We start from the raw sequence: 26,068 nt of genomic DNA on the forward strand, positions 1-26,068 counted from the left end.
CACCCCGCAACAAGGCGCCTACCCCCGCGCCGACGAACGATGGAGACAGCCATGACCTACCCCGCAGCCGTGAAGATCGTCGAGGTCGGACCGCGCGACGGCCTGCAGAACGAAAAGAGCTTCGTGCCGACCGAGACCAAGGTCGCCCTGGTCGACCGGCTCTCGAAGGCCGGCTTCCGCAACGTCGAGGCGGCGTCCTTCGTCTCGCCGAAATGGGTGCCGCAGATGGCCGACGGCGCCGAGCTGATGGCCGGCATCGCGCGCCGCCCCGGCACGATCTACTCGGTGCTCACGCCCAACCTGAAGGGCCTGGAGAACGCGCTGGCCGCGCGTGCCGACGAGGTGGTGATCTTCGGCGCGGCCAGCGAGGCCTTCTCGCAGAAGAACATCAACTGCAGCATCGCCGAGAGCATCGCGCGCTTCGAGCCGGTAGCGCGCGCCGCCAAGGATGCCGGCGTGCGGCTGCGCGGCAGCATCTCCTGCTCGCTGGGCTGCCCCTACCAGGGCGAGGTGCCGGTGGCGGCGGTGATCGACGTGGTGGAGCGCTTCGCCGCGCTCGGCTGCGACGAGATCGACATCGCCGACACCATCGGCGTAGGCACCGCCGCTCGGACGCGCGCGCTGATGGCCGAGGTGGCGCGGGTGTTCCCGCGCGAGCGCCTGTCGGGCCACTTCCACGACACCTACGGGCAGGCGCTGGCCAACATCCACGCGGCCCTGCTCGAAGGCATCGAGATCTTCCACGCCTCGGTGGCGGGGCTCGGCGGCTGCCCCTATGCCAAGGGCGCGACCGGCAACGTCGCCACCGAGGACGTGCTGTACCTGATGCAGGGGCTCGGCATCGAGACCGGCATCGACCTGGGCGAGGTGGTCGAGGCGGGCGATTTCATCTCGCGCGCGATCGGCCGCGAGAACGCCTCGCGCGCGGGCCGCGCCCTGCTCGTCAAGCGCCGCGACGCGCAAGCCGCCTGTGCCTGAGCGCGGGCTCCATTCCCTTCCTGCACGCTGAACCGACATGCCTACCCCGACTCCGATCGACCAGCTTCCCGATTCCGCGCGCCGCGTCGCGCTGCTGCTGCGCGAGCGCGGCCACGAACACGGCGTGGTGATCCTCGACGAGACCGGCCGCACCTCGGCCGAAGCCGCCGCCGGCCTGGGCTGCCAAGTCGCGCAGATCGCCAAGTCGATCCTGTTTCGCCGCGCCAGCGACGGCGCGCCGGTGCTGGTGATCGCCAGCGGCGCGAACCGCGTCGACGAGCGCAAGGTGGCCGCGCACGTGGGCGAGATCGGCCGCGCCGACGCCAAGTTCGTGCGCGACCACACCGGCTACGCGATCGGCGGCGTCTGCCCGATCGGCCATCTGGTCGAGCCGGTCACGCTGATCGACAAGGACCTGCTGGCCTTCGACAGCCTGTGGGCCGCGGCCGGCCATCCGCATGCGGTGTTCGAGCTGTCGCCGGAGGAGCTGGTGTCGCTCACGCGCGCGCCGGTGGTCGACGTCGCGCAACGCGGCGCCGCGTGAGCCTGCCTGCCGGGGCGACGGGCACGGCGGCGGCCGGCGTCGCCTCGCCCTGCACCGCGATCTGCCGGATCGAGCCCGACACCGGCTGGTGCGCGGGCTGCGGGCGCACGCTGGAGGAGATCGCCGCCTGGCGCGATCTGGACGACGCGGGCAGGCGTGCGATCCTGGCGCGCATCGCGGCGAGCGGATTCGAGGCGCCGCCGGCCGAGGCGCAGGGCTGAACGCCGCCTGGGTTCGCCGGCTGGCATCGCGTGCGAACCGCGTTTGAATTCCACCTGAATGTCGAGCGGACCCGCCCGGGTTCGCGGGGGCGCCCGTCACACGGCGCCCCGCTCCCCTTCACATCCCCGGATCGCCGTCGAGCGCCGCCGCATCGCGCTGGCGGCGCGTGAATTCGTTCGCGGCCCAGTCGAGGAAGGCACGCACGCGCGGCGACAACTGCCGCCGATGCGGATAGAGCAGCCAGACCGGCATCGACGGCGGCGGCGTGCTCTCCAGCAGGGTGACGAGGCGGCCGCTGGCGAGATCGGCCTCGATATGGAAGCGCGGCATCTGCGCGATGCCGAGCCCGAGCAGGGTGCTGTCGCGATAGCTCTCGGGACCCGTCACCGACAGCGTGTCGGGCAGCACAACGTGCCGCAGATCGCCCTCGCTGACGAACTCCAGCGGCGTGATGCGCCCGGTCGACAAGGTGCGGATCCCCACCATCCGATGCGTGCCGGTCTCCAGCGCCTCGATGCTGTCGGGCCGCCCATGCGCCTCCAGGTAAGCCGGCGCGGCCACCGTCAGCCGCTCCAGCGTGGCGACCTTGCGCGCCACCAGTTCGGTGTCCTGCACGACGCCGTAGCGCAGCACGCAATCCACGCCCTCCTCGACCAGGTTGATGAAGCGGTCGCTCTCGCTCATCGTGATCTGCAGCTCGGGGAAACGCCTGAAGAATTCCGGCAGCGCCGGCAGCAGGAAGTGGCGCGCCAGCGTGCCCTGCACGTCAACCCTCAGCATGCCGCGCGGCTGCTTGCCGCCGAGCGCGGCCTCGGCCTCGTGCAGGTCGTCGAGGATCGACATGCAGCTGCGGTAATAGGCTTCGCCGTCCAGCGTGGGCGTGACGGTGCGCGTGGTCCGCTGCAGCAGCCGCACGCCGAGCCGGTCCTCCATCTGGCGAATCACCTGGGTCGCCGTCGAACGCGGGATGTCGGTGTCGTTGGCGGCGGCCGTGAAGCTGCGCCGCTCGACGATTCGCACGAAGAGCCGCATGGCATCGATGCTGTCCAAATCTGTCCCCGCTTGTCCGGTTCGATAGGTCGATCGCGCCGATCGATTGTTCGTGTTGATGGAATGGTGCGAGCGATTCTAACCGGATGATCAACGCGGCGCCGACGTCCATCATTCACTCAACGCCAGACACGGCGCAAACCCAACCAGGAGAAGGATCATGAGTGAATCGAACCGCAAAGTGGCCATCGTGACGGGCGCCTCGCGCGGCATCGGCGCGGCCATCGCCGAACGCCTCGCCCGCGACGGCGTCACCGTGCTCGTCAACTACCAGGGCAACGTCTCGGCCGCCGAGGCGCTGGTGCAGAAGATCACCCAGGCCGGCGGCCACGCCGTCACCGCGCAGGCCGACGTCAGCAACGCGGCGGCCGTCGCGCAGATGTTCCAGGCCGCCGAGACCGCCTTCGGCGGCGTCGACATCGTGGTCAACAACGCCGGGATCATGAAGCTCGCCAGCTTCGCCGACGCCGACGACGCGCTGTTCGACCAGACCATCGCGATCAACCTCAAGGGTGCCTTCAACACGCTGCGCGAGGCCGCGCGCCGGCTGCGCGACGGCGGGCGGATCGTCAACCTGTCGTCGAGCGTGGTCGGCCTGTACCAGCCGAACTACGGCGTCTACGCGGCCAGCAAGGCCGGCGTCGAGGCGATGACCCACGTGCTGGTCAAGGAGCTGCGCGGGCGCAACATCACCGTCAACACCGTCGCGCCGGGGCCGACCGCCACCCAGCTGTTCCTCGACGGCAAGCCGCAGGAGCTGGTGGACCGGATCGCCGCGGCGGCTCCCCTCGAACGCCTGGGCACGCCGGAGGACATCGCCAACGCGGTGGCCATGCTGACCGGCCGGGACGGCGCCTGGATCAACGGCCAGACCATCCGCGTCAACGGCGGGATCATCTGAGCCCCCGCGCCTTCCATCGACGACGACCCCTCTCGCACGTACAGGACATCATCATGAACAAGACCATCCTCATCACCGGCGCCTCGAGCGGTTTCGGGCGCCTCGCCGCCGAGGCGATGGCCGCCTCGGGCCACACCGTCTATGCCTCGATGCGCGACATCGCCGGGCGCAACGCGCCGCAGGTGGCCAGCCTCGCCGAGCATGCGAAACGGCACGGCGTCGACCTGCGCAGCGTCGAGCTCGACGTGCAGTCGCAGGAATCGGTGGATCGCGCCGTCGAGCAGGTGATCGCCGAGACGGGCCGCATCGACGTGATCGTGCACAACGCCGGCCACATGGCCTTCGGCCCCGCCGAGGCCTTCACGCCGGAGCAGTACGCGCACCTGTACGACGTCAACGTGCTGAGCACGCAGCGCGTGAACCGGGCGGTGCTGCCGCATCTGCGCCGCCAGCGCGAGGGCCTGGTGATGTGGGTGTCGAGCAGCAGCGTGACGGGCGGCACGCCGCCCTACCTGTCGCCCTACTTCGCCGCCAAGGCCGCGATGGACACGGTGGCGGTGCTCTATGCGCGCGAGCTGAGCCGCTGGGGCATCGAGACCTCGATCATCGTGCCGGGCGCCTTCACCGCCGGCACCAACCACTTCGCGCATTCGGGGGTGCCGGCCGACAAGGCGGTCGAGGCCGAATACGAGGCCGGCCCCTATGCCGGCTACGGCGAGAAGATCCAGCAGGCCTTCGCCGCGATCGTGCCGGCCGACGCCGACGCGGGCCTGGTCGCCCGCGCGATGGCCGAGGTGGTCGACCTGCCCTTCGGCAAGCGCCCGTTCCGCGTGCATATCGACCCGAGCGAGGACGGCGCGAACGTCGGCTTCGCGGTGATCGACCGGCTGCGCAACGAGATGCTGCATCGGGTCGGGATGGGCGACCTGCTGGTGCCGCAGGCGCGTGCGTGAGGACGCGGCGCCGGCGATGCGTGGCGCGCGGGGATGTCCCGCGCCGCCGCGCATCGCGGACAAAATCGCGAACAAAAAAAAGCCGTTCAACCAAGAGTGTTGAACGGCGCTCAGAGTGGAATCCCGTTGACGTGATCAACGTTAAGCGCATCATACGAGCGCGCATTTTGCATCGCATCGGGAGTTTCCCTACAGATCGAAATCCGCGCGGGAAACCCCGTTTGCCCATCGCCCGCCCGGCTTTTCGAAACGGCCGGCGCGTCACGAAAACGACATCTCGCGAGCCGCCTCAGGCCGCCATCTCCCCCGCCTCGAAGAACGACAGGATCTCGTCGAGCAGCGCCTCGGGCGCCTCCTCCGGAATATAGTGCCCGCAGTCGAGCGCGCGGCCGCTGACGTCGCGCGCCACCGCCCGCCATTCCTCCAGCGGATCGAAGCAGCGCGCCACCACGCCCTCGGCGCCCCACAGCACGCGCAGCGGGCAGGCCAGCTTGGTGCCGCGCTCGAGGTCGGCGCGGTCATGCTCGAGATCGATGGTGGCCGAGGCGCGGTAGTCCTCGCACATGGCGTGCACCGCGCCGGGCTGGCGCAGCGCATGGCGATAGGCCTCGAGCGCCTCGGGCGCGAACGGCGCGAGGCCCGCCGAGCGGCCGCCCATCACGCGCTCGACATACACGTCGGGATTCGCGCCGATCAGCGTCTCGGGCAGCGGCGCCGGCTGGATCAGGAAGAACCAGTGGAAGTAGGCGGTGGCGAAGGCGCGGTCGGTCTTCTCGTACATCGCCAGGGTGGGCGCGATGTCGAGCAGCATCATGCGCTCGACCGCGTCGCCGTGATCGAGCGCCAGCCGATGCGCGACGCGCGCGCCGCGATCGTGCGCGCAGACGCAGAAGCGCTCGTGGCCGAAGTGGCGCATCACGGCCAACTGGTCGGCGGCCATCGCGCGTTTCGAATAATTGGCGTGATCGGGCTCGCCCGGCGGCTTGGCCGAGGCGCCGTAGCCGCGCAGGTCGGTGGCGATCACGCTGAAGTGCCGCGCCAAGGCGCCTGCCACGCGATGCCAGATGCGGTGGGTCTGGGGATGGCCGTGCAGCAGCAGCAGCGGCGGTCCCGCGCCTCCCTTGACGCCGAAGATCTCGACGTCCTGCGCTGTCGTCACGGAGAACGGCACGAACTCGTCTAGCGACATGGCGATGTCTCACTGGTGGAATAGTTGTAGCCGCCATTGTAGGAGCCGGCCCCGCGCCGCCAAGCGGTGACGGGGCGCAAACCCTAGAAGCGAGGATTCATTCGATACGAACGTTCGGCTCGTGGTTCTACAATCGCACGACCGTTCGTATTAATATGCGACGACCGGCCCGCGCCGTCCCGGCCGGTCCGCGACGCGCGCGGCGCGCCGCCTCGCTACACTCATGTGGCCGCCCGCGCCTCGCGCGGGCCCAGACAGATCCAGGAGACTTCGCCATGGCCTTGCCCGCCGTCCTTCAGCGCCTGTCGCTGCCCGTCATCGCCTCGCCGATGTTCATCGTCAGTTACCCCGAGCTGGTGCTCGCGCAGTGCAAGGCGGGCATCGTCGGCTCGTTCCCGGCGCTCAACGCGCGCCCGGCCGAGCTGCTCGACAGTTGGCTCACGCAGATCGAGGACGAGCTGGCCGCGCATCGCGAGCGGCACCCGGAGGCGGTGATCGGCCCGATCGCGGTGAACCAGATCGTCCACCAGTCGAACGTGCGGCTCGAGCACGACGTGCGCGTGTGCGTCGAGCACAAGGTGCCGATCTTCATCACCAGCCTGCGCGCGCCGGCGCCCGAGATCGTGCAGGCGGTGCACAGCTACGGCGGCATCGTGCTGCACGACGTGATCAACCTGCGCCATGCCGAGAAGGCCCTGGAGGCCGGCGTGGACGGCCTGATCCTGGTGGCGGCCGGCGCCGGCGGCCATGCCGGCACCACCTCGCCGTTCGCGCTGGTGGGCGAGGTGCGCAAGCGTTTCGACGGGCCGATCGTGCTGTCGGGCTCGATCGCCAACGGCGGCTCGATCCTGGCCGCGCAGGCGATGGGCGCCGACCTGGCCTACATGGGCACGCGCTTCATCGCCACCCGCGAGGCGCACGCGGTGGAGAGCTACAAGCAGGCGATCGTCGACGCGAAATCGGCCGACATCATCTACACCAACCTGTTTACCGGCGTGCACGGCAACTACATCCGCGAGAGCATCGTCAACGCGGGGCTCGACCCGGACGCGCTGCCCGAGGCCGACAAGTCGAAGATGAACTTCGGCTCCGACAAGGCCAAGGCCTGGAAGGACATCTGGGGCGCGGGCCAGGGCGTGGGCCTGATGGACGACGTGCCGAGCGTGGCCGAGCTGGTGGCGCGCCTCACGCGCGAATACGACGAGGCGCGCGCGCGGCTCGGGATCCGCGCCTGAGCGTGCGAGCATCGCGGGCGCGCCGCATCGCGCGGCGCGGCCCTGCAGGCATCAAAATGAAAACGCCGACGCGAGGTCGGCGTTTTTCATGGTCGAGCGCAAACGCGCTTCAGCGCATCGCGAGGCGCTTCACCTTCGGTGCGGCCGCCTCCTTCACCCAGGCGTCGATCGAGGGACACAGCGCCTGGCCGGAGAAGCGGTCGGCGAGGAAATCGACGAACGAGCGCACCTTGGCCGAGACGTGGCGGCGGCTCGCGTAGACGGCATAGATCGGCAGCTCGCGCGGCGGCATCAGGTCGAGCAGCAGCGGCACCAGGCGGCCGGCCTCGATGTCGTCGCCCACCACCTCGGTGCCGAGCATGGCGATGCCGCTGCCGCTCAGCACGGCCACGCGCAGCGCCTCCAGATGGTTGACGATCAGGTTGCCCGACAGCGTCACGCGCGAATCGAAGGCCTGCGCGTCGATCGAGCTCGAGCCCGCGTCGCGGCGCAGGTAGTTGTGCTGCTCGAGATCGGCCAGCGTGGCCGGCGTGCCGTGTTCCTCGAGATAGGCGGGCGAGGCGACCAGCAGGATATGCGCGGTCGCGATCTGGCGCGCCACCAGCGAGGAGGACTTCAGCCCGAACGGCGCGGCGCGCACCGCCACGTCGTAACCCTCGTCGATCAGCTCGACCACGCGATCCGACAGCGTGATCTCGACGGTCACGTCGGCGTAGCGCGCCGCGTAGTCGGTGACGGCGTTCATCACGTGCCGCAGCCCGAAGGCCGACAGCGAGGTGACCCGCAGGCGGCCCTGCGGCACGATGCTGGCCGCGCCGACGGCCTGGCCCGCCTCGTCGAGTTCGGTCAGCGCCTGCACCAGGCGCTCGTAGTATTCGCGTCCCGCCTCGGTGGGCGCGACCCGACGCGTGGTCCGATGCAGCAGCCGCGCGCCGAGCGTCTGCTCGAGGTGCATCACATGCTTGCTCGCCATCGCCGCGGACATCTGCATGCGCTCCGCCGCGCCGACGAAGCTGCCGACTTCGACGACATAGCGGAACACATTCATGCTGACGAGGGTATCCATGCCAAACGCTCGCGTTTCAGTTTCAGTTGATCAGTCGATTGCACAATTGCAAAGAACTGTAACAAAGGCTGTGAAACCAAAACGTCAACAAAGGCAAAACGTCGGTTTTTCACCGATATTCGGCGCGGATCAGCCGGTAAACAACATGCATTTCAAGATGCCTGTTGCGTACGCTCATATGACATGCGATCAGAATTTCACGCGCATGCCGCCGCCTGCCGTGTAGCCGCTCGATTGGTTCGACAGGTGATCGTACATGTAGGCGACGTAGAGATCGGTGCGCTTGGACAGCGGATAGTCGTAGCCGAGCGCCCAGGTCTGATGCGTCTGGTCGAGGCCGCCGGCATCGCGCGAATAGGCGTAGGAGGCCATCGCGCTGCCCGCGCCGAGCGGCACCGACATGCCGCCCTGGGCGGTGTTGATGTGCCAGCTGCCGCTTTGCGCGTCGTTCCTCGTGTACATGTACTGGCCGTAGAGCTTCAGGAAACGCAGGTCGTAGCTGATGCCGAACTGCGCCACGCCCTGGCTCTTCATGCCGGCCACCAGGCTGCCGAGATCGCCCGGATCGTTGTTGAAGTTCACGTATTGATAGACGGCGGTGGCGGCCAGCGGACCGTGGAAATACTGCATCTGGCCGCTCCACTTCTTCGCGCCGTTGCCGCCCGACTGGTTGCCGAGCGCGTACATCGCGCTGGCGCTGAAGCCGTTGAAATCGGGCGTGGTATACGACACCGCGTTGTTCCAGCCCGAATCGCCCACCACGCCCTGGTCCGTCGTGTAGGTGGGGAAGGTGCCCAGGCCGAGGAACACGTGATAGACCATCGGCGAGAATTCATACGAGTCGATCAGCGGATTGAACAGGATCGTCGAGATGAACAGGTGCGTGGTCAGGCGCCCCGCCAGCACCGTGCCGTAGGGCGTCTCGAGCCCGACATAGGAATTGCGCGCGAAGAAGGTGTCGCCGTCGAAGCGGCCGAACTTGCCGCTTTGCGGACGGAAGAAGTCCTCCACCGTGAACAGCGCGCGGTAGCCGCCGCCCAGGTCCTCGGTGCCGCGCAAGCCCCAGTACGAGGTCGACATGCCGCCGCCCTGCACGCCGACCGCGGTCTGGTTGCCGGGGAATTTCTGCGCGCCGATCCAGGCGTCGACCTGGCCGTAGAGCTGCAGGCTCGATTGCGCGTGAACGGGCGTCGTGGCGAAGGCGCAGGCCGCGAACGCGGCGCAGGCGAAAGCACCGGAGCTGGCCCGGCGAGCAAAAGACTTCATGAGATCTCCGAATCAATTCGTTGGGAATCGACGCGCTTGTGGTTGTTCGGGCTGCGCGCGCACGAGTGGGACCCGTCCATCTTCATGGACCGATAAGCTGGTCAAAATTGGGAGCACTTATGTTCGGTATAGCGGCGCCGTGATTCGCGAGCCGCGGGCCCGGGGCCCGGCCGGCGCGCGGCATGGCTTGCCGCCGCGCGCCGGGCACGGCGCCGGTACTGGCGCCGGCCCGCCCCCCCGAGCGAGCCGGCACGCCGGCGAGGCGCGAAAGATAGCGCAAGCGTCGTGGCGATAAAAGCGGGCCGGGATAAAAAGGCGGGGACTGTGGCGAATCCGCGTCACAGGGCGCGAGGGGAAGCGTTGCGGGATACCTGGAACGGGTGATGTCGCGAGGCGCGCGCGTCGTTCATGCGCTGGATAGACGAACGGCGCCGCGGGCGGTGAAGCCGGCGGCGCCGAAGCAGCGAAAGGGAATCAGTTGTTGCGGTAGAACGAGGAGAAGAAGGTACTGCGCCCGCCGCCGTTGTCCTGCATGCGCGGTTGCGGTTGCGGGCGGCCACCGCCGCGTTCCTCGTTGTAGCGCGCCACGTCGGCGCGGATCGAGCCGCTGCGCACCGCGCCGTCCGACTGGCCCGGGCGTTGCATGCCGCCCGAGTTCGCGCTGATCGAGCGATACGGGCTGTTGCCGGGATAACGGCCGTATTGGCCGCCGCCGTATTGCGGCGTGCCGGCATATTGCGGATGGCCGCTGTAAGGCGTGCCGTAGGTCGGCGTCGACATCGGCCGCAAGCCCCAGCGCGGGCCGCCGCCGTTCATGCCGCCGCCGTTCATGCCGCGATTGACTCCGCCGAAGCGCGGCTGCGCCGCGCGCGCCTCGCCGTGCCAGCCGGAACCGGGGCCGGGACGGCCGCCGAAGCCGCCGCCGTGCGGCGGATGGGCGAACGCGAGCGAGGCCAGCAGCGCAGCAGCCGCGCCCACCATGCATCGTCCGATTGTCCGTTTTGCCCGTTCCACTTTGATCACCCGGTTTGCCGCTCGCCGATCGCCCGGGGGTCGCCTTGTCGACCCCGATTCGGGACGCGAGCTTTCAGCAGTAATTTATGGGCGCGGCCATTTGATGTCGAGCCGAAAAGTGTTAGACCGTCGGCACCGATGTAACACCGTGTTACTCCAGGGTTTTTCAGGATTTTCCGTAAGTTTTTAAACGAATTTGAAGCCGCTTTCGGCGATGTTTAGCGATGGTTTTTCGTCGCTGATTTTGTGCTGGGAAACGGGGACGTAGCGGAAAAAGCACATCGCCCAGGCTGACGTTCCATACAAAGCTTTCATCAATCGATGCGTGAAATGAATTTGCCTCTTGAATGCGCTTGACTGGACAATACGCGCTGACTCGCAGCGGCCGGCCGTGTTCCGCTGTCGCCGCCTTCCCGCCTCCCGACCCGCAAGCCCGAGATTCCGATGGCCCGACCCCGTTTCCTTCCCGACAATTTCACGCTGGCCCTGGTCGGCACCGTGGTGCTGGCCAGCCTGCTGCCCGCGCGCGGCGAGTTCGCCGTGGGCGCCAACTGGGCCACCGATATCGCGATCGGCCTGCTGTTCTTCCTGCACGGCGCGAAACTCTCGCGCGAGGCCGTGATCGCCGGCGCCACCCACTGGCGCCTGCACATCGTGGTACTGCTGAGCACCTTCGCGCTGTTTCCGCTGCTGGGCCTGGCGCTCAAGCCGCTGCTCACGCCGCTGGTCACGCCGGCGCTCTATACCGGCGTGCTGTTCCTCTGCACCCTGCCGTCCACCGTGCAGTCCTCGATCGCCTTCACCTCGATCGCCAAGGGCAACGTGCCGGCCGCGGTCTGCGCGGCCTCGGCCTCGAGCCTGCTGGGCATCTTCATCACGCCGGCCCTGGTGGGCGTGATGCTGAGCGCGAGCGCCAGCTCGGGCGCCTCGGGCTGGAGCACGGTGGGCAGCATCGTGATGCAGTTGCTGGTGCCCTTCCTGGCCGGCCAGTTGCTGCGCCCGCTGATCGGCAAGTGGATCGAGCGCAACCGCGGCGTGCTGAAGTTCGTCGACCAGGGCTCGATCCTGCTGGTGGTCTACGTGGCCTTCAGCGAGGCCGTCAACCAGGGCCTCTGGCACCAGATCCCGCCGCTCGCGCTGGGCGGCCTGCTGGTGGTCTGCGTGGTGCTGCTGGCGCTGGCGCTGGGCGTGACGGCCCTGGTGGGCAAGCGGCTCGGCTTCAATCGCGCGGACTGCATCACCATCATCTTCTGCGGCTCGAAGAAGAGCCTCGCCTCCGGCATCCCGATGGCCAAGGTGATCTTCGCCGCGCACGCGGTGGGCGCGATCGTGCTGCCGCTGATGCTGTTCCACCAGATCCAGCTGATGGTCTGCGCCGCGCTCGCGCAGCGCTGGGGCGCCCGCGATCTCAGCCTGGACGATGCCCGCGACGCGCAGGGCAAGCCCGCCCTGAACGCCGGCAAGCGCTGACGCGGCGGGCCGCGCCAAGCGGCACGCAACGCTGCCACGATTCACTGTTCTTCATAGTCAAAATATGACTAAAAATAAAATGACTATGAAGAATTCGATGCCCGCGCGTCGATCGTATTGAAGCCGGCGGCCGGCAGCCCGGCGCTTCGTGACCGTCACAAAAAATTCACTGCCGTGACGCGGCGGCCGGTGGTTACATTGGCCGTTCCGTCGCCCGCTCGCACTACATGTCTCCGCCCGTTCCCGTCGCCGCCGCAGCGCTCGTGCGCGTCGCCGATCTGCTCGCCGCCGGCGCGCTGAGCGCGCAATTCCAGCCGATCGTGGCAATCGCGGGCGGCGCGATCATCGGGTACGAGGGGCTGGTGCGCGGCCCGGCCGGCTCGGCCGTCGAGATGCCGGGCCCGCTGTTCGCGCAGGCCGCCCGCGAAGGCTGCTCGCTCGACCTGGAACTGGCCGCCGCCGCCACCTGCGTGAAGGCCTTCGCCGCCTCGGGCGCCGACGGCCAGCTATTCGTGAACTTCAGCGCGCACGCCATCGTGCAACTGGCGCGGCAACGCGAGCGCGTGCTCGCGGCGCTGCCGGCCAGCCGCATCGTGGTCGAGCTGACCGAGCAGCATCCGGCCAGCGACCTGCCCGGCCTGCCCGCGGCACTGGCCGAGCTGCGCGGCTCGGGCATCGCCTTCGCGCTCGACGACTACGGCACCGCCAATGCCAGCATGAGCGCCTGGGTGCGACTGCGCCCCGACATCGTCAAGATCGACCGCTTCTTCATCGACGGCATCGCCAGCGACCCGCGCAAGTTCGAGGCGGTCAAGGCGATGCAGCATTTCGCGCTGGCCACCGGCGGCCGGCTGATCGCCGAGGGCATCGAATGCGCGGCCGACCTGATCGTGGTGCGCGACCTCGGCATCGACTGCGGCCAGGGTTTCTTCCTCGGCCGCCCGGCGACGGTGCCGGCCCCGCGCACCGCGGCGCCGGCCCACGACGCGCTGCGCGCGCCGCATATCGCGGTGTTTCCCGGCGTGACGCGCACCGCCACCATCACGCGCCCCAATGCGACGGTGACCGACAAGATGCGGGTGCCGGCACCCGCGCTGCCCAGCCACGCCACCAACAACCAGGTGCTCGAGCTGTTCCAGCGACGGCCCGACCTGCACGCGGTGGCGGTGGTCGAGGGCGAGCGGCCGATCGCGCTGATCAACCGGCGCGGCTTCATGGATCGTTATGCCCTGCCCTATCACCGCGAGGTGTTCGGCAAGCGCGCCTGCCTGCAACTGGCCAACGACACGCCGCTGATCGTCGACAACGCCACCACCGTCGAGCAACTCACCGCGCTGCTGGCGAACCACGACCAGCGCTATCTCACCGAAGGCTTCATCATCACCGACCATGGCCGCTACGCCGGGCTGGGCACCGGCGAGAGCCTGGTGCGCGCGGTCACCGAGGTGCGCGTGGAGGCGGCCCGCTACGCCAACCCGCTGACCTTCCTGCCCGGCAACATCCCGATCAGCTCGCACATCGCGCGCCTGGTCGGCAACGACGCGGCCTTCCACGCCTGCTACGTCGACCTGAACCAGTTCAAGCCCTTCAACGACCAATACGGCTACTGGCAGGGCGACGAGGTGCTGAAGTTCGCCGCCGCGGTGCTGGCCGACGTCTGCGACCCGATGCGCGACTTTCTCGGCCACGTGGGCGGCGACGATTTCCTGGTGCTGTTCCAGAGCGACGACTGGCGCTCGCGCGCGCAACGCGCGATCGATCGCTTCGACGAGGGCGCGCAGCGCTTCTACGCGCATGCGGACCGGCTCGCGGGCGGCATCCGCGGCGAGGACCGACGCGGCAACCCGGCCTTCTTCGGCTTCGTGACGATGGCGATCGGCTGCGTGCGCGTGCCGGGCACGCGCCGCTACCGCAGCGACGAGATCGCCTCGGTGGCGGCGCTTGCCAAGCGGCGCGCCAAGCAGCAGCCGGGGCACCTGTACCTGATCGACGTCGACGAGGGCCGCGCCTGGCTGCGCGCCCACGGCGAGCAATCGAACGCGCCCGACGTGCCGGACGGCGCCGCCGCCGCGCCGCGCGCGAACGACTAAACACGCCGCCGCTCCACGTCGAGAGCGCTGGCGCCGCGTCTTCTCGCGGCCCGCTCGCCGCACTGCGCGGACGGGCGCTCCATGCCTTACCCCTTCCACTCGCCCGCCTTGCGCGACGCCGACGCGCCGACGAGCCGACGAGCGCGTTCAGCTCATTCCAATCTGTTTAGCGAACAAAATAAACAAATCGATCCGCATGAATCAGGAGTTACCCCGAAATTACGGGTATTTCCCGACGTTCCCTTGCCCGCGCCGCCGGTTTTCCTCGAAAGTTTTTACTATACAATCCGCAACACCCTAAACACTCAGGCTCGACCAGCATGGGTACCACCATTCGCGATGTCGCCCAGGCGGCAAACGTATCGATCGGCACCGTCTCGCGCGCGCTGAAGAACCAGCCCGGCCTGTCCGAAGCCACCCGCGAGCGCATCGTCGCGGTCGCCGCGCAGCTCGGCTACGACCCGGCGCAACTGCGCCCGCGCATCCGCCGCCTCACCTTCCTGCTGCACCGCCAGCACAACAACTTCGCCGCCACGCCGTTCTTCTCGCACGTGCTGCACGGCGTCGAGGAGGCCTGCCGCGACCGCGGCATCGTGCCGGCGCTGCTGACGGTGGGCCCGACCGACGACGTGCTGCGCCAGATGCGCCCGCACGCGCCCGACGCGATCGCGGTGGCCGGCTTCATGGAGCCCGAGACGATCGACGCGCTGGCCGCCACCGGCCGCCCGCTGGTGCTGATCGACATGTGGGCGCCGGGGCTGCGCTCGGTGAACATCGACAACATCGCCGGCGCCTCGCAGGCGATGCGGCACCTGTTCGAGAGCGGCCGCAAGCGCATCGCCTTCATCGGCGGGTCGCTGGCGCACCACAGCATCGCGCAGCGCGCGCTCGGCTTTCGCCGTGCCTTCTTCGAGGCGGGGCTGCTGTTCGATCCCTCGCTGGAAGTGACCATCGACGCCGGCCTCGACCCCGATACCGGCGCCGCGCGCGCGATGGAGCGCATGCTCGACGCGGGCGGCCCGCGCCCCGACGCGGTGTTCGCCTTCAACGACGCGGCCGCGCTGGCGGCGATGCGCGTGTGCCTGGCGCGCGGGCTGCGAGTGCCCGAGGACGTGGCCTTCGTCGGCTTCGACGACATCCTCGGCGCGGCCCACGCGGCACCGCCGCTGACCACCCTGGCCGTCGACAAGGAAGCGCTGGGCCGCCGCGGCATCGAGTTGCTGCTGGCCGACGCGCCCGACCAGACCGAAATTCGCCTGCCCGTGCGGTTGATCGAGCGCGCGAGCAGTTCCGTGGCGGCGCTCGCGCCGCGCCCCCTCACCCCGGTAATCGCATCATGACGAACCCTGCCTCGCCGACCGCGCCGGACCTGCCGGCGCCGCCCGTCGCGAACTTTCGCGACGCCGATTTCCTGCTTTCCCACGTGCGGCACACGCTGCACTTCTACGCGCCGACGGTCTACGATCCGACGGGCGGCTTCTTCCATTTCTTCCGCGACGACGGTTCGATCTACGAGCGCGACACGCGCCATCTGGTCAGCAGTTGCCGCTTCGTCTTCAACTACGCGATGGCCTATCGCCAGTTCGGCGATGCCCGGCATCTCGACTACGTGCGCCACGGCCTGCGCTTCCTGCGCGAGGCGCATTGGGACCCGGTGCTCGAGGGCTACGACTGGGAGCTGGAATGGCGCGACGGCCGCAAGCTGGCCACCCGCGACGGCACCCGCCACTGCTACGGCCTGGCTTTCGTGCTGCTGGCCGGCGCGCATGCGGCGATGGCCGGCGTCGAGGAAGGGCGCGAGCTGGTCGAGCACACCTTCGCGTTGATGGAAAAGCATTTCTGGGATGCCGAGGGCGGCCTGTACAAGGACGACGCGACCGCCGACTGGCAGGTCTCGGGCTATCGCGGCCAGAACGCCAACATGCATACCACCGAGGCGCTGCTGGCCGCCTACGAGGCCACCGGCGAGCTACGCTACCTCGACCGCGCCGAGCTGGTGGCGACCAACATCACGCGGCGCCAGGCGGCGCTGTCGCAGAACCTGGTGTGGGAGCACTACCACGCCGACTGGTCGATCGACTGGGAATACAACAAGGAAGACAGCACCAACATCTTCCGCCCCTGGGGCTTCCAGCCCGGTCACCAGACCGAATGGGCCAAGCTGCTGCTGATCCTGGAGCGGCACCGCCCGCTCGACTGGCTGCTGCCGCGCGCGATCGAGCTGTTCGACGCCGCCTTCGCGCATGCCTGGGACAGCGAGCACGGCGGCCTGGTCTACGGCTTCGGCCCCGACTACACGGTGTGCGACCACGACAAGTATTTCTGGGTGCAGGCCGAGACCTTCGCGGCCGCCGCCCTGCTCGGCGCGCGCACCGGCAGCGAGCGCTTCTGGGACTGCTACGACGAGATCTGGCGCTATAGCTGGCAGCACTTCGTCGACCATCGCTACGGCGCCTGGTATCGCATCCTGACCTGCGACAACCGCAAGTACAGCGACGAGAAGAGCCCCGCCGGCAAGACCGACTACCACACCATGGGTGCCTGCTACGAAGTGCTCAACGCGCTGCCCGGCGCCGACGGCACGCTCGGCCAGGCGGTCCCGCATCGCAAGGAACACGCATGACCAGCAGCGCCAACTTCCCGCATTTCGTGTCGGCCGGCGACATCCTGACCGACATGGTCCGCCACGGCGCCGCGCAATGGACCTCGGTGCCCGGCGGCGCCGGCTGGAACGTGGCGCGCGCGGTGGCGCGCCTGGGCGTGCCCAGCGCCGCGGTCGGCGCGCTCGGCCAGGACTGCTTCTCCGAGGTGCTGTGGCGCGAGAGCGAGGCGGCCGGCCTCGACATGCGCTTCCTGCAGCGCGTCGATCGCCCGCCGCTGCTGGCCATCGTCCACGAGACGCAGCCGCCCTCCTACTTCTTCATCGGCGAGAACAGCGCGGACCTGGCCTTCGATCCGGCCGCGCTGCCCGCCGGCTGGGAAGCGCCGCTGCAGTGGGCGCACTTCGGCTGCATCAGCCTGGTACGCGAGCCGCTGGCCGCCACCCTGGTCGCGCTGGCCGCCAGCCTGCGCGAGCGCGGCGTGAAGATCAGCTTCGACCCGAACTACCGCAACCTGATGACGGCGGCCTATCGCCCGACGCTGGAGAAGATGGTGAAGCTCGCCGACCTGGTGAAGGTGTCGGACGAGGACCTGCGCCACCTGTTCGCCGGCGGCGAGGCCGAGGCGATCGCCGAGTTGCGGGCGCTGAATCCGGCCGCCACGCTGCTGGTCACGCGCGGCTCGGATGCGGCCACGCTGTATGCCGGCGACGCGACGTTCGAGGCGCGGCCGCCGCGCGTCGAGGTGGCCGACACGGTGGGCGCGGGCGACGCATCGATCGGCGGCCTGCTGGTCAGCCTGATGACCGAGCCGCAGCGCGCCTGGCCCGAGCACCTGGCCTTCGCGCTGGCCTCCGGCGCCGCCGCCTGCCGCCATACCGGCGCGCATGCGCCGACGCTCGAGGAAGTGAACGCGCTGCTGGCCGGCTGAACCGGCTCACCTGCCTGATCGCGGGAACGGCCGGAACCGTGAGGTTCCGGCCCCGCTCGTCGCCGCTCCCGGTTTCGCCGGTTTCGCCGGCTTTCCGTTTTCCCGGCTTCCTGGGCATCTTTCCGGCCCGCGCCGCCGCGTTCACAGCGCCACGCCCGCCTGTCTTCCGGCCCTTTCCAAAGCTCGTCCCGCCGCCCCGGATCCCTTGCCTGGCAGGCACTTTCACCGATCGCCCAAGTCCGCCCGGCAAGTCGTCGCCAGCACGTTCGCCCCCCCAATCCCGCGGTTCGGCAACGCCGCGCGCGCGATGCTAGGATGAAGCGTCCCACTTTCCGGGAGACCTGCATGAACGGCATCCGCATGACGTCCCGCGGCTATACGGCGAACGCCTATACGCGCGCGGCGGAAGGGGGCCGCTTCCGCGGCTACGTGATCCTGTCCCGCTCGGACGGCGACTCACCCGACAACACCGAGTACGAGGCGGACAGCGTCCGCGCGAGCGAGCGCGAGGCGCTCGACGACGCGGAAGCGCTGGTCAGGCGCATCGTCGGCGAGCTATCGCATTGATCGAAGGGAGGATGGGCCGCGCGCCGCGACGGCGCGCGGCGCGGGTTCGATCGACGCATCACGTCACCAGAGCTTCGCGATCACCGAGATGATCGCCATCAGCACCAGCGTCGACATGAAGGGGAACGGATAGGCGCGCGAGCCGATCCGGATCGTCACGTCGCCGGGCAGGCGCCCGACGCCGAGCTTGGACAGCCAGGGCCAGCTACGCGCCAGCACCATCACCGCCACGAAGGACACCAGCAGCCAGCGGAACATGAGCGTCTGGTCTCCTAGAGCGCGTGCGAGCGTTCGCCGCGCGCGAAGGCCGCGAGGCCACCGTCGATGCCGCGCCCGAACGCGATCACCTTGAACAGCTCCCCCATTTCCGATTCCGCGATCAGCTTCTGCACCGCGTTGGCGGCCGGCAGGAAGCGCGCGCCGTCGGCCGGGTCGATCTCGGCCAGCACCTCGGTGATGCCGGCATTGAGCAGGAAGCGCCCTTGCGAGGTATAGCCGAGCAGCTCGGCGCCGGCCGCCACGGCCGCCTCGTGGATGCCGGAGAACTCGACGTGCGCGGTGATGTCCTGCAGCCCCGGCCAGACGAAGGGGTCGCCATGCGCGCGATGCCGGTAGTGGCACATCAGGGTGCCCTCGGCGCGTTGCGGGTGGTAGTACTCGCCGGCCGGGAAGCCGTAGTCGATGAAGAAGGCCGCGCCGCGCGCGAGCATGCGGCAGACGGTGCCCGTGAAGGCGCGCGCGGCTTCGTGGATTTCGGTCAGATAGCCTTCCGGCAGTTCGAGCGCGTCGAGCGCCGCCAACGCCGATACGCCGGCGGGCTCCTCCGGCAGGGGACGATCCTCGAACACGAAGGCGCGCGCCGCGTCGACCGCCACGCCGCGCTCGCGCCAGCCCGTCTCGCCGCGCAGCACCAGCCGCACCGGCATCGCGTCGAGCACCTCGTTGCCGACCACCACGCCCTCGAAGCGCTCCGGCAGCGCGTCGAGCCAATGCACGCGACTCGCCAGCGGCGCCGGCAGCTCGGCCGCCAGCGTGGCACGCTGGCGCTCGCGCAGCTCGCCCGACAGCTCGACGATCTCGTAGCGCTCGGGTGCCGCGCCCAGCGCGTCGAGCGCCGCCAGCAGCCCCGCCGCCAGCTTGCCGGTGCCGGCGCCGAATTCCATCAGGCGCCGCGTGCCGCTCGCCTCGAGCGCCTCGGCCAGCGGCCGCGCCAGGGTCTGCGCGAACAGCGGCGAGAGCTCGGGGGCCGTGACGAAATCGCTGCCGTCGTCGCCGCGCCGGCCGAACTTGCGCGCGCCGCCGCTGTAGTAGCCCAGGCCCGGCGCGTAGAGCGCGCGTTCCATGAAGCGCGAAAACGGCACCCACCCGCCCGAGGCCGCGATCTCGGCACGCAACGAGGCGGACAGCGTTTCCGACTGCGCGAGCGCGTCCGGGCCGGGAACGGGTAAACTAGCGGGTTCGTGAGCTTTCGGGTTCATCCCGGCATTGTAAATGAGCGATTCCGCCGCAAGGCCTGTCGGCAGCACCATCCGCCCGGACCACGGCGCGCGCGTCGCGCTGATCACGGGCGCCGCCCGCGCCGACGGCCCAGGCGAGATCGGCCGCGCGCTGGCGCTCGCCTTCGCCCGCCGCGGCTGGCAGGTGGCGCTGGCCGTCGACCACGAGGCGGCCCGCCCGGCCGCCCAGGCGCTGGCCGCCGAGGTCGAGGCGCTGGGCCGCCGCGCCGCCGTGCTGGTGGCCGATCTGTCGAGCGAGCGAGGCGCCGCCGCCCTGGTGCCGGCCTGCAGCGCGGCGCTGGGCCGGCCCGGCTGCGTGGTCTGCCACGGCGATCCGGCCCCGGCCGACGACGCCACCAGCGCCGGCTACGCCTCGCTGCTGGCCTCGGTGGCCCGCCACGTGGCCGCGCCGGTGGTGCTGGGCCGCACGCTGGCCGAGGCGACGCCCGAGGCCGCGCGCGAGGACGAGACGCAACGCGCGGTGCTGATCCACCTGCTCGACGACGCGCTGTACCATCCCGCGCCCGAGCGGCTCTCGCATGCACTGGCGCAGGCCGCGCTGCATCGCGCGACGGCCGCCCAGGCGCTGGCGCTGGCGCCGAAGGTGCGGGTCGCGGCGCTGGTGCGCGGGCGCGCCCCGCATGCCGACGAACTGGCGGCGGCCGCCTGCTACCTGGCCGATGCGCCGGGCGTGACGGGCGCCACGCTGAGCGTGGACGGCGGCGAGCATCTCGCCCCGCCCGCGGCCGGCCAAGCCTGAGGACCGGCGCGCCGAGCGCGCCATTTCGCGTGTTAGCACGCCTATTTGACTGGAACGACCATGTTTTCCGCCCTCCTGCACCCCAGGCTCGCCGACTGCCGCAGGCTTTACCTGCGTGACCACGAGGTCTCCATGCGTATCGGCGCGTTCGAGCACGAGAAGCGTGGCGAACAGCGTGTCGTGATCAACATCGACGTGTTCGTGCCGCTCGCCCTGACCACTCCGCTCAAGGACAAGCTGCGCGAGGTGATCGACTACGATCTGATGAAGCAGGCCGTCGCGCATTGCATCGCGAGCGGCCATATCCACCTGCAGGAAACGCTGGTCGACTCGATCGCCGCGCGCCTGCTCGCGCACCAGGCGGTGCGCGCGGTGCGCGTCTCCACCGAGAAACCGGACGCCTACCCCGATTGCGACGCAGTGGGCGTCGAGGTCTTTCGCATCAAGGACGAGGAGCGAGCATGAATGCGCCCCATACCCCCGCACAACACGAAGCCGTGGAGGCCGTCGAGGCCGAGGTGGAAGCCGGCCGCCGCGCGCTGACGCGCCGCGAGCAGAAGGAAGCCTACGAGAACAACAAGCTGTTCAAGCGCATCGTGCGTCAGGTCGGCCAGGCGATCGGCGACTACAACATGATCGAGCAGGGCGACAAGGTGATGGTCTGCCTGTCGGGCGGCAAGGACAGCTACGCGATGCTCGACGTGCTGCTGCGCCTGCGCGAGCGCGCGCCGATCGACTTCGAGATCGTCGCCGTCAACCTCGACCAGAAGCAGCCGGGCTTCCCCGAGCACGTGCTGCCCGAGTACCTGCGGCAGGTGGGCGTGCCCTTCCATATCGAGAACCAGGACACCTACAGCATCGTCAAGCGGCTGGTGCCCGAGGGCAAGACCACCTGTTCGCTGTGCTCGCGGCTGCGCCGCGGCATCCTCTACCGCGTGGCGGGCGAGCTCGGCGCGACCAAGATCGCGCTCGGCCACCATCGCGACGACATCGTGCAGACCCTGCTGCTCAACATGTTCTACGGCGGCAAGCTCAAGGGCATGCCGCCCAAGCTGCAGTCCGACGACGGCCGCAACGTGGTGATCCGCCCGCTCGCCTACGTGAAGGAAACGGACCTCGAGAAGTACGCCGAGCTGCGCGAATTCCCGATCATCCCCTGCAACCTCTGCGGCAGCCAGCCGAACCTGAAGCGCGCCGAGATGAAGGCGCTGATCCGCGACTGGGACAAGCGCTTCCCGGGCCGGGTCGACAACATGTTCAACGCGCTCTCGGCGGTGGTGCCCTCGCACCTGATGGACACCGCGCTGTTCCCGTTCAAGGACCTGCGCGCCACCGGCGTGGCCGATCCGGCCGGCGACATCGCCTTCGACGAAGACCCTTGCGGCACCGATGCAGGTGCCGGCAAGGGCGAAGGGCAAGCGATCTCGATCGTCCAGTTCGACGACCTGTAACAAGCGCTCACAAGTTCGTGGGAGGCCCGCCCGGCGGGCCTTCCCACGGAAAATCGGGGCGTCGGGGCCCCTCTCGACGGCACCCCTGCGTGCTAGAATCCGCAACTCCGAACTCTCCCGACACGCTGGCGCCATGAATATCGTGATTTTGGCGGCAGGCACCGGCAAGCGCATGCGTTCCGCGCTGCCGAAAGTGCTCCATCCCCTGGCCGGCAAGCCGCTCCTCTCCCACGTCATCGATACCGCCCGCTCGCTCGCGCCCTCGCGCCTGGTGGTGGTGGTCGGCCATGGCGCCGAGGCGGTGCAGGCCGCGGTGGCCGCGCCCGACGTGCAGTTCGCGCTGCAGGAACAGCAGCTCGGCACCGGCCACGCGGTCCGCCAGGCACTGCCCTTGCTCGACCCCGCCCAACCGACCCTGGTGCTGTACGGCGACGTGCCGCTCACGCGCGCGAGCACGCTCAAGCGCCTGACCGAGGCCGCCACCGACGCCCGCTACGGGATCCTGACCGTCACGCTCGACGACCCGAGCGGCTACGGCCGCATCGTGCGCGATGCCGCCGGCAGCGTGACGCGCATCGTCGAGCAGAAGGACGCCTCGCACGAGCAGCTCAAGATCGCCGAGATCAACACCGGCATCGTCGTCACGCCCACCGCGCAACTGGCGATGTGGCTCGGCGCGCTCGGCAACGACAACGCCCAGGGCGAGTACTACCTGACCGACGTGGTCGAGCAGGCCATCGAGGCCGGTTTCGAGGTGGTCACCACCCAGCCCGACGAGGAATGGGAAACGCTCGGCGTGAACAGCAAGGCGCAGCTCGCCGAGCTCGAGCGGATCCACCAGCGCAACCAGGCCGAGGCCCTGCTGGTCGGCGGCGTGACGCTGGCCGATCCGGCGCGCATCGACATCCGCGGCTCGCTCGCCTGCGGCCGCGACGTCTCGATCGACGTGAACTGCGTGTTCGAGGGCGAGGTGGTGCTGGCCGACGGCGTGACGATCGGCGCGAACTGCGTGATCCGCAACGCCCGCGTGGGCGAGGGCGCGCGCATCGACGCGTTCTCGCACCTGGACGGCGCGCAGGTCGGCGCGCAGGCCGTGGTGGGCCCCTATGCGCGGCTGCGCCCCGGCGCCTCGCTCGGCGACGAAGCCCATGTCGGCAACTTCGTCGAGGTCAAGAACGCGGTGCTCGGCCACGGCTCGAAGGCCAACCATCTCACCTATATCGGCGACGCCGACATCGGCGCGCGCGTGAACATCGGCGCCGGCACCATCACCTGCAACTACGACGGCGCGAACAAGTTCCGCACCGTGATCGAGGACGACGTGTTCGTCGGCTCCGATACGCAGCTGGTCGCGCCGGTGCGGGTGGGCAAGGGCGTGACGATCGCGGCCGGCACCACCGTCTGGAAGGACGTGACCGACGGCCAGCTGGTGCTCAACGACAAGACGCAGACGGAGAAATCCGGCTACGTGCGCCCGACCAAGAAGAAGGGCTGAGGAAGCGGGCCGTTGCAGCGGCTGCAGCGGCCCCAACGGGTTAGAACAGTTTCGAAGGCGCACACGGGTTGCGCCTTCCTCATTTCGGAGGATCGATCGCCATGTGCGGCATTGTCGGCGCAGTTGCGCAACGTAACATCGTTCCGGTGCTGATCGAAGGTCTGCGCCGGCTGGAATACCGCGGTTACGACTCGTGCGGCGTGGCCGTGCTCGAGAACGGCGCGCCCAAGCGCGCGCGCAGCGTGGCCCGCGTGGCCGACCTCGACGCCCAGGTGCGCGAGACGCAGCTCGAGGGCGTGACCGGCATCTCGCATACGCGCTGGGCCACGCACGGCGCGCCGGTCACCCACAACGCGCACCCGATCTTCTCGTCGGACGCGGTGGCCCTGGTGCACAACGGCATCATCGAGAACTACGAGGCGCTGCGCGAAGGGCTGCGCGCCAAGGGTTACGAGTTCGTCACGCAGACCGATACCGAGGTGATCGCCCACCTGGTGCACAGCCTCTATCGCGGCGACCTGTTCGCCGCCGTGCGCGAGGCCGTCGCGCAACTGCACGGCGCCTACGCGATCGCGGTGATCCACAAGGACCAGCCGAACACGGTGGTGGGCGCGCGCCAGGGTTCGCCGCTGGTGGTGGGCTTCGGCGAGGGCGAGAACTTCCTCGCCTCCGACGCGCTCGCGCTGGCCGGCAGCACCGATCGCTACACCTTCCTCGAGGAAGGCGACGTCTGCGAGCTGTCGCTGGACGGCGTGAAGATCGTCGACCGCAACGGCGCGCGCGCCGAGCGCGAGATCCGCGTGGTGAGCGCCTACGGCGGCGCGGTCGAGCTGGGCCCGTATCGCCACTTCATGCAGAAGGAAATCTTCGAGCAGCCGCGCGCGATCGGCGACACCATCCCGCCGGTGGAAGCCTTCGAGCCCTCGCTGTTCGGCGACGATGCCGCGGCCACCTTCAAGGAGATCGACAGCCTGCTGATCCTCGCCTGCGGCACGAGCTACTACTCGGGCATGACGGCGAAGTACTGGCTCGAATCGATCGCGAAGATCCCCACCCAGGTGGAGATCGCCAGCGAGTATCGCTATCGCGACTCGGTGCCGAACCCGCGCGCGCTGGTGGTGGTGATCTCGCAATCGGGCGAGACCGCCGACACGCTGGCCGCGCTCAAGCATGCGCAGACGCTGGGCCACAAGCACACGCTGGCGGTGTGCAACGTCGCCACCAGCGCGATGGTGCGCCAGACCGCGCTGCAGTTCCTGACGCGCGCCGGCACCGAGATCGGGGTGGCGTCGACCAAGGCCTTCACCACGCAGCTGGTGGCGCTGTTCCTGCTGGCCGCGACGCTGGGCAAGGTGCGCGGGCATGTGGATGCGACGCGCGAGGCCGACTACATCCGCCAACTGCGGCACCTGCCGGCGGCGCTCAACAGCGTGCTGGCGCTGGAGCCGCAGATCATCGCGTGGTCGGAGGAGTTCTCGCGCAAGGAGAATGCGCTGTTCCTCGGGCGCGGGCTGCATTACCCGATCGCGCTGGAAGGCGCGCTGAAGCTGAAGGAGATTTCGTATATCCACGCGGAAGCGTATCCGGCCGGGGAGTTGAAGCACGGGCCGTTGGCGCTGGTGACGGAGGCGATGCCGGTGGTGACGGTGGCGCCGAATGACACGCTGCTGGAGAAGCTGAAGTCGAACATGCAGGAAGTGCGGGCGCGAGGGGGCGAGCTTTATGTGTTCGCCGATGCGGATACGCATATCGTCAATGACGACGGGCTGCATGTGATCCGGATGCCGGAGCATTACGGGCCCTTGTCGCCGATTCTGCATGTGGTGCCGTTGCAGTTGCTGGCTTATCACACGGCCTGTGCGCGGGGAACGGATGTGGATAAGCCGCGGAATCTGGCGAAGTCGGTGACGGTGGAGTGAGGGGGTAATCAGGGCTGGTTGACTTGGCAATTCGGATTAGAAGTCGTTACACGCTTCCAAGCGGTTGATTTTTCGGCATAAGCACTTCTAATCCGAAAACCTGAAAGTGCCTGCTTTTGACGGGGAAATCCCGGAAAAGGTGTCAGCGAATGAATTTCTCGAAACGGGCGGACTGGGGCTTCGGCCTTGGCCCGCCCGTTTCGCTTTTCCTGCGGTTTGCTGCCTCCCTCCTCGCAGCACCGCCTCTCCCCCGGGCATCGTTCTCGCGCGGATTCCGAGTTTCTGCACAGGGCGCCGTCACTAGCTTCCGAGTTATGGCCGAACGATAGCCTACAGCAGCAAGAGACATATTTTGATAGCCCAAAGGCTAGCAGATTAATGTAGATTGATAGCCTATAAGCTAACGAAAATGCACTCACGCTGAGCATGGGATGGGCCAGCCGTTCTTTGTCCGCCACATTTGCTCATCCAGCCGCGATCCACGGTTCCTGCAATATGACCTGGCGGAGCAAAAGGCCAGGCAAGACCTGAAGCAGGCTATCGCCGCTCACGATACGCATCGTGCACAGGTGCTGCAGGCGGGGATCGATGACATCACGAAGAAACGCAATGCGCTCGATATCGCGCAGCGCCCTCAGGCTCAGCGCCAGCTTCAGGAGCAACGGCAAAGGTTCATCGAGACCATGCAAACGCGCCGCCCATGTCGAACGTGGATGCGGGTGCGTATGCACGTTCGCGAACGCCGGTGCAAGGCGGGGACGATAGAGAGGAAATCAAGCGACGCGCCCTGGAGCAGCAGCAACAGTTCGATGACATGGTGCGGCGGAAACATGGGCAGTCCAGTGCGCTCCTGACAGACATCACCAACCAA

The 26,068-nt window shown here is 68.9% G+C and carries 25 protein-coding genes; 18 read left to right on the plus strand and 7 right to left on the minus strand.

All coding sequences use genetic code 11. The features are described from left to right. Positions 1-51 precede the first annotated feature (51 nt). Genes BM43_RS22535 through BM43_RS22545 form a run of 3 tightly spaced genes read left to right on the plus strand, consistent with a single transcriptional unit; the run spans position 52 to position 1,743 of the window. Positions 52-978 (plus strand): hydroxymethylglutaryl-CoA lyase, encoded by a 927-nt coding sequence (locus BM43_RS22535; RefSeq protein WP_036048964.1) that lies wholly within the window; start codon positions 52-54, stop codon positions 976-978. 37 nt (positions 979-1,015) lie between these two features. Further along, on the plus strand, positions 1,016-1,522 hold the full coding sequence (locus BM43_RS22540) for a YbaK/EbsC family protein (RefSeq protein ID WP_036037702.1): 507 nt from the start codon (positions 1,016-1,018) through the stop codon (positions 1,520-1,522). Then, positions 1,519-1,743, plus strand: a complete 225-nt coding sequence (locus BM43_RS22545) for a DUF1289 domain-containing protein (RefSeq protein ID WP_036048963.1) — start codon at positions 1,519-1,521, stop codon at positions 1,741-1,743. Before BM43_RS22540 ends, BM43_RS22545 begins: the two co-directional genes overlap by 4 nt. Before the next feature lie 118 nt (positions 1,744-1,861). Here BM43_RS22545 and BM43_RS22550 read toward each other — a convergent pair whose 3' ends face one another. Beyond that, the gene (locus BM43_RS22550) at positions 1,862-2,794 is read right to left on the minus strand and encodes a LysR family transcriptional regulator (RefSeq protein WP_036048962.1); all 933 of its coding nucleotides are present in this window, start codon (positions 2,792-2,794) and stop codon (positions 1,862-1,864) included. A gap of 160 nt (positions 2,795-2,954) precedes the next feature. On the opposite strand from BM43_RS22550, the gene BM43_RS22555 reads away from it, so the two are divergent. Both BM43_RS22555 and BM43_RS22560 read left to right on the plus strand, forming a co-directional pair. Beyond that, positions 2,955-3,695: an SDR family oxidoreductase gene (locus BM43_RS22555; RefSeq protein WP_036048961.1), complete on the plus strand. Its 741-nt coding sequence runs from the start codon at positions 2,955-2,957 to the stop codon at positions 3,693-3,695. 53 nt (positions 3,696-3,748) lie between these two features. Then, positions 3,749-4,648 carry an SDR family oxidoreductase gene (locus tag BM43_RS22560; protein ID WP_036048959.1) on the plus strand — a complete coding sequence of 300 codons (900 nt, stop codon included), beginning with the start codon at positions 3,749-3,751 and terminating at the stop codon, positions 4,646-4,648. Positions 4,649-4,937: 289 nt separating this feature from the next. On the opposite strand, the gene BM43_RS22565 is transcribed toward BM43_RS22560, so the two are convergent. Next, positions 4,938-5,837 (minus strand): alpha/beta fold hydrolase, encoded by a 900-nt coding sequence (locus tag BM43_RS22565; RefSeq protein WP_013699573.1) that lies wholly within the window; start codon positions 5,835-5,837, stop codon positions 4,938-4,940. A 275-nt stretch (positions 5,838-6,112) separates the two neighbouring features. On the opposite strand from BM43_RS22565, the gene BM43_RS22570 reads away from it, so the two are divergent. Continuing rightward, entirely contained in the window at positions 6,113-7,072 is a 960-nt protein-coding gene (locus BM43_RS22570) for an NAD(P)H-dependent flavin oxidoreductase (RefSeq protein ID WP_017920707.1), read from the plus strand. 109 nt (positions 7,073-7,181) lie between these two features. Here the strand turns inward: BM43_RS22570 and BM43_RS22575 are convergent, their stop codons facing one another. From BM43_RS22575 to BM43_RS22585, 3 genes are all read right to left on the minus strand, one after another. Further along, on the minus strand, positions 7,182-8,138 hold the full coding sequence (locus tag BM43_RS22575; RefSeq protein WP_025098668.1) for a LysR family transcriptional regulator: 957 nt from the start codon (positions 8,136-8,138) through the stop codon (positions 7,182-7,184). Between the two features lie 189 nt (positions 8,139-8,327). Next, entirely contained in the window at positions 8,328-9,404 is a 1,077-nt protein-coding gene (locus tag BM43_RS22580) for a porin (protein ID WP_036048958.1), read from the minus strand. Between the two features lie 474 nt (positions 9,405-9,878). Further along, positions 9,879-10,385 (minus strand): hypothetical protein, encoded by a 507-nt coding sequence (locus BM43_RS22585; protein ID WP_042284912.1) that lies wholly within the window; start codon positions 10,383-10,385, stop codon positions 9,879-9,881. 477 nt (positions 10,386-10,862) lie between these two features. Between BM43_RS22585 and BM43_RS22590 the strand changes: the two genes are divergently transcribed. The 6 genes from BM43_RS22590 to BM43_RS22615 all read left to right on the plus strand — a co-directional run bounded on the left by BM43_RS22590 (position 10,863) and on the right by BM43_RS22615 (position 18,076). Beyond that, on the plus strand, positions 10,863-11,888 hold the full coding sequence (locus BM43_RS22590) for a bile acid:sodium symporter family protein (protein WP_017920907.1): 1,026 nt from the start codon (positions 10,863-10,865) through the stop codon (positions 11,886-11,888). 227 nt (positions 11,889-12,115) lie between these two features. Further along, positions 12,116-13,978 (plus strand): EAL domain-containing protein, encoded by a 1,863-nt coding sequence (locus BM43_RS22595; RefSeq protein WP_017920908.1) that lies wholly within the window; start codon positions 12,116-12,118, stop codon positions 13,976-13,978. A gap of 320 nt (positions 13,979-14,298) precedes the next feature. Beyond that, positions 14,299-15,318 (plus strand): LacI family DNA-binding transcriptional regulator, encoded by a 1,020-nt coding sequence (locus BM43_RS22600; RefSeq protein WP_013699580.1) that lies wholly within the window; start codon positions 14,299-14,301, stop codon positions 15,316-15,318. Further along, positions 15,315-16,601: an AGE family epimerase/isomerase gene (locus tag BM43_RS22605; RefSeq protein ID WP_036048956.1), complete on the plus strand. Its 1,287-nt coding sequence runs from the start codon at positions 15,315-15,317 to the stop codon at positions 16,599-16,601. The genes BM43_RS22600 and BM43_RS22605 overlap by 4 nt, the downstream gene beginning before the upstream one ends. Further along, positions 16,598-17,509, plus strand: coding sequence for a carbohydrate kinase family protein (locus tag BM43_RS22610; RefSeq protein WP_036048955.1), 912 nt, complete (start codon positions 16,598-16,600; stop codon positions 17,507-17,509). The genes BM43_RS22605 and BM43_RS22610 overlap by 4 nt, the downstream gene beginning before the upstream one ends. A 345-nt stretch (positions 17,510-17,854) precedes the next feature. Then, positions 17,855-18,076: a hypothetical protein gene (locus tag BM43_RS22615; RefSeq protein ID WP_013699583.1), complete on the plus strand. Its 222-nt coding sequence runs from the start codon at positions 17,855-17,857 to the stop codon at positions 18,074-18,076. 63 nt (positions 18,077-18,139) lie between these two features. Here BM43_RS22615 and BM43_RS22620 read toward each other — a convergent pair whose 3' ends face one another. Continuing rightward, on the minus strand, positions 18,140-18,334 hold the full coding sequence (locus BM43_RS22620) for a DUF2905 domain-containing protein (protein WP_013699584.1): 195 nt from the start codon (positions 18,332-18,334) through the stop codon (positions 18,140-18,142). Between the two features lie 14 nt (positions 18,335-18,348). After that, entirely contained in the window at positions 18,349-19,554 is a 1,206-nt protein-coding gene (locus tag BM43_RS22625; protein ID WP_036048954.1) for a class I SAM-dependent methyltransferase, read from the minus strand. A 13-nt stretch (positions 19,555-19,567) separates the two neighbouring features. Here BM43_RS22625 and BM43_RS22630 point away from each other — a divergent pair, with 13 nt between their 5' ends. The 6 genes from BM43_RS22630 to BM43_RS40735 all read left to right on the plus strand — a co-directional run bounded on the left by BM43_RS22630 (position 19,568) and on the right by BM43_RS40735 (position 26,051). Continuing rightward, positions 19,568-20,332, plus strand: coding sequence for an SDR family NAD(P)-dependent oxidoreductase (locus BM43_RS22630; RefSeq protein ID WP_013699586.1), 765 nt, complete (start codon positions 19,568-19,570; stop codon positions 20,330-20,332). 60 nt (positions 20,333-20,392) lie between these two features. Continuing rightward, complete coding sequence (locus BM43_RS22635; protein WP_013699587.1) at positions 20,393-20,797, plus strand: dihydroneopterin aldolase; 405 nt, start codon at positions 20,393-20,395, stop codon at positions 20,795-20,797. Continuing rightward, on the plus strand, positions 20,794-21,783 hold the full coding sequence (ttcA, locus tag BM43_RS22640) for a tRNA 2-thiocytidine(32) synthetase TtcA (protein ID WP_036048953.1): 990 nt from the start codon (positions 20,794-20,796) through the stop codon (positions 21,781-21,783). Before BM43_RS22635 ends, ttcA begins: the two co-directional genes overlap by 4 nt. A gap of 133 nt (positions 21,784-21,916) precedes the next feature. After that, positions 21,917-23,278 (plus strand): bifunctional UDP-N-acetylglucosamine diphosphorylase/glucosamine-1-phosphate N-acetyltransferase GlmU, encoded by a 1,362-nt coding sequence (gene glmU, locus BM43_RS22645; RefSeq protein ID WP_036048952.1) that lies wholly within the window; start codon positions 21,917-21,919, stop codon positions 23,276-23,278. 101 nt (positions 23,279-23,379) lie between these two features. Continuing rightward, positions 23,380-25,197 carry a glutamine--fructose-6-phosphate transaminase (isomerizing) gene (glmS, locus tag BM43_RS22650; RefSeq protein WP_036048951.1) on the plus strand — a complete coding sequence of 606 codons (1,818 nt, stop codon included), beginning with the start codon at positions 23,380-23,382 and terminating at the stop codon, positions 25,195-25,197. Between the two features lie 431 nt (positions 25,198-25,628). Then, positions 25,629-26,051, plus strand: a complete 423-nt coding sequence (locus tag BM43_RS40735; RefSeq protein ID WP_144417691.1) for a hypothetical protein — start codon at positions 25,629-25,631, stop codon at positions 26,049-26,051. Positions 26,052-26,068 lie beyond the last annotated feature (17 nt).

It is taken from the genome of Burkholderia gladioli (assembly GCF_000959725.1).
Lineage (GTDB): Bacteria > Pseudomonadota > Gammaproteobacteria > Burkholderiales > Burkholderiaceae > Burkholderia > Burkholderia gladioli.

Coding starts and splice junctions, on each gene's coding strand:
- BM43_RS22535 (WP_036048964.1), top strand. CDS start 52: ATGACCTACCCCGCAGCCGTGAAGATCGTCGAGGTCGGACCGCGCGAC.
- BM43_RS22540 (WP_036037702.1), top strand. CDS start 1,016: ATGCCTACCCCGACTCCGATCGACCAGCTTCCCGATTCCGCGCGCCGC.
- BM43_RS22555 (WP_036048961.1), top strand. CDS start 2,955: ATGAGTGAATCGAACCGCAAAGTGGCCATCGTGACGGGCGCCTCGCGC.
- BM43_RS22560 (WP_036048959.1), top strand. CDS start 3,749: ATGAACAAGACCATCCTCATCACCGGCGCCTCGAGCGGTTTCGGGCGC.
- BM43_RS22565 (WP_013699573.1), bottom strand. CDS start 5,837: ATGTCGCTAGACGAGTTCGTGCCGTTCTCCGTGACGACAGCGCAGGAC.
- BM43_RS22570 (WP_017920707.1), top strand. CDS start 6,113: ATGGCCTTGCCCGCCGTCCTTCAGCGCCTGTCGCTGCCCGTCATCGCC.
- BM43_RS22575 (WP_025098668.1), bottom strand. CDS start 8,138: ATGGATACCCTCGTCAGCATGAATGTGTTCCGCTATGTCGTCGAAGTC.
- BM43_RS22580 (WP_036048958.1), bottom strand. CDS start 9,404: ATGAAGTCTTTTGCTCGCCGGGCCAGCTCCGGTGCTTTCGCCTGCGCC.
- BM43_RS22585 (WP_042284912.1), bottom strand. CDS start 10,385: ATGGTGGGCGCGGCTGCTGCGCTGCTGGCCTCGCTCGCGTTCGCCCAT.
- BM43_RS22590 (WP_017920907.1), top strand. CDS start 10,863: ATGGCCCGACCCCGTTTCCTTCCCGACAATTTCACGCTGGCCCTGGTC.
- BM43_RS22595 (WP_017920908.1), top strand. CDS start 12,116: ATGTCTCCGCCCGTTCCCGTCGCCGCCGCAGCGCTCGTGCGCGTCGCC.
- BM43_RS22600 (WP_013699580.1), top strand. CDS start 14,299: ATGGGTACCACCATTCGCGATGTCGCCCAGGCGGCAAACGTATCGATC.
- BM43_RS22605 (WP_036048956.1), top strand. CDS start 15,315: ATGACGAACCCTGCCTCGCCGACCGCGCCGGACCTGCCGGCGCCGCCC.
- BM43_RS22610 (WP_036048955.1), top strand. CDS start 16,598: ATGACCAGCAGCGCCAACTTCCCGCATTTCGTGTCGGCCGGCGACATC.
- BM43_RS22615 (WP_013699583.1), top strand. CDS start 17,855: ATGAACGGCATCCGCATGACGTCCCGCGGCTATACGGCGAACGCCTAT.
- BM43_RS22620 (WP_013699584.1), bottom strand. CDS start 18,334: ATGTTCCGCTGGCTGCTGGTGTCCTTCGTGGCGGTGATGGTGCTGGCG.
- BM43_RS22625 (WP_036048954.1), bottom strand. CDS start 19,554: ATGAACCCGAAAGCTCACGAACCCGCTAGTTTACCCGTTCCCGGCCCG.
- BM43_RS22630 (WP_013699586.1), top strand. CDS start 19,568: ATGAGCGATTCCGCCGCAAGGCCTGTCGGCAGCACCATCCGCCCGGAC.
- BM43_RS22635 (WP_013699587.1), top strand. CDS start 20,393: ATGTTTTCCGCCCTCCTGCACCCCAGGCTCGCCGACTGCCGCAGGCTT.
- ttcA (WP_036048953.1), top strand. CDS start 20,794: ATGAATGCGCCCCATACCCCCGCACAACACGAAGCCGTGGAGGCCGTC.
- glmU (WP_036048952.1), top strand. CDS start 21,917: ATGAATATCGTGATTTTGGCGGCAGGCACCGGCAAGCGCATGCGTTCC.
- glmS (WP_036048951.1), top strand. CDS start 23,380: ATGTGCGGCATTGTCGGCGCAGTTGCGCAACGTAACATCGTTCCGGTG.
- BM43_RS40735 (WP_144417691.1), top strand. CDS start 25,629: ATGGGCCAGCCGTTCTTTGTCCGCCACATTTGCTCATCCAGCCGCGAT.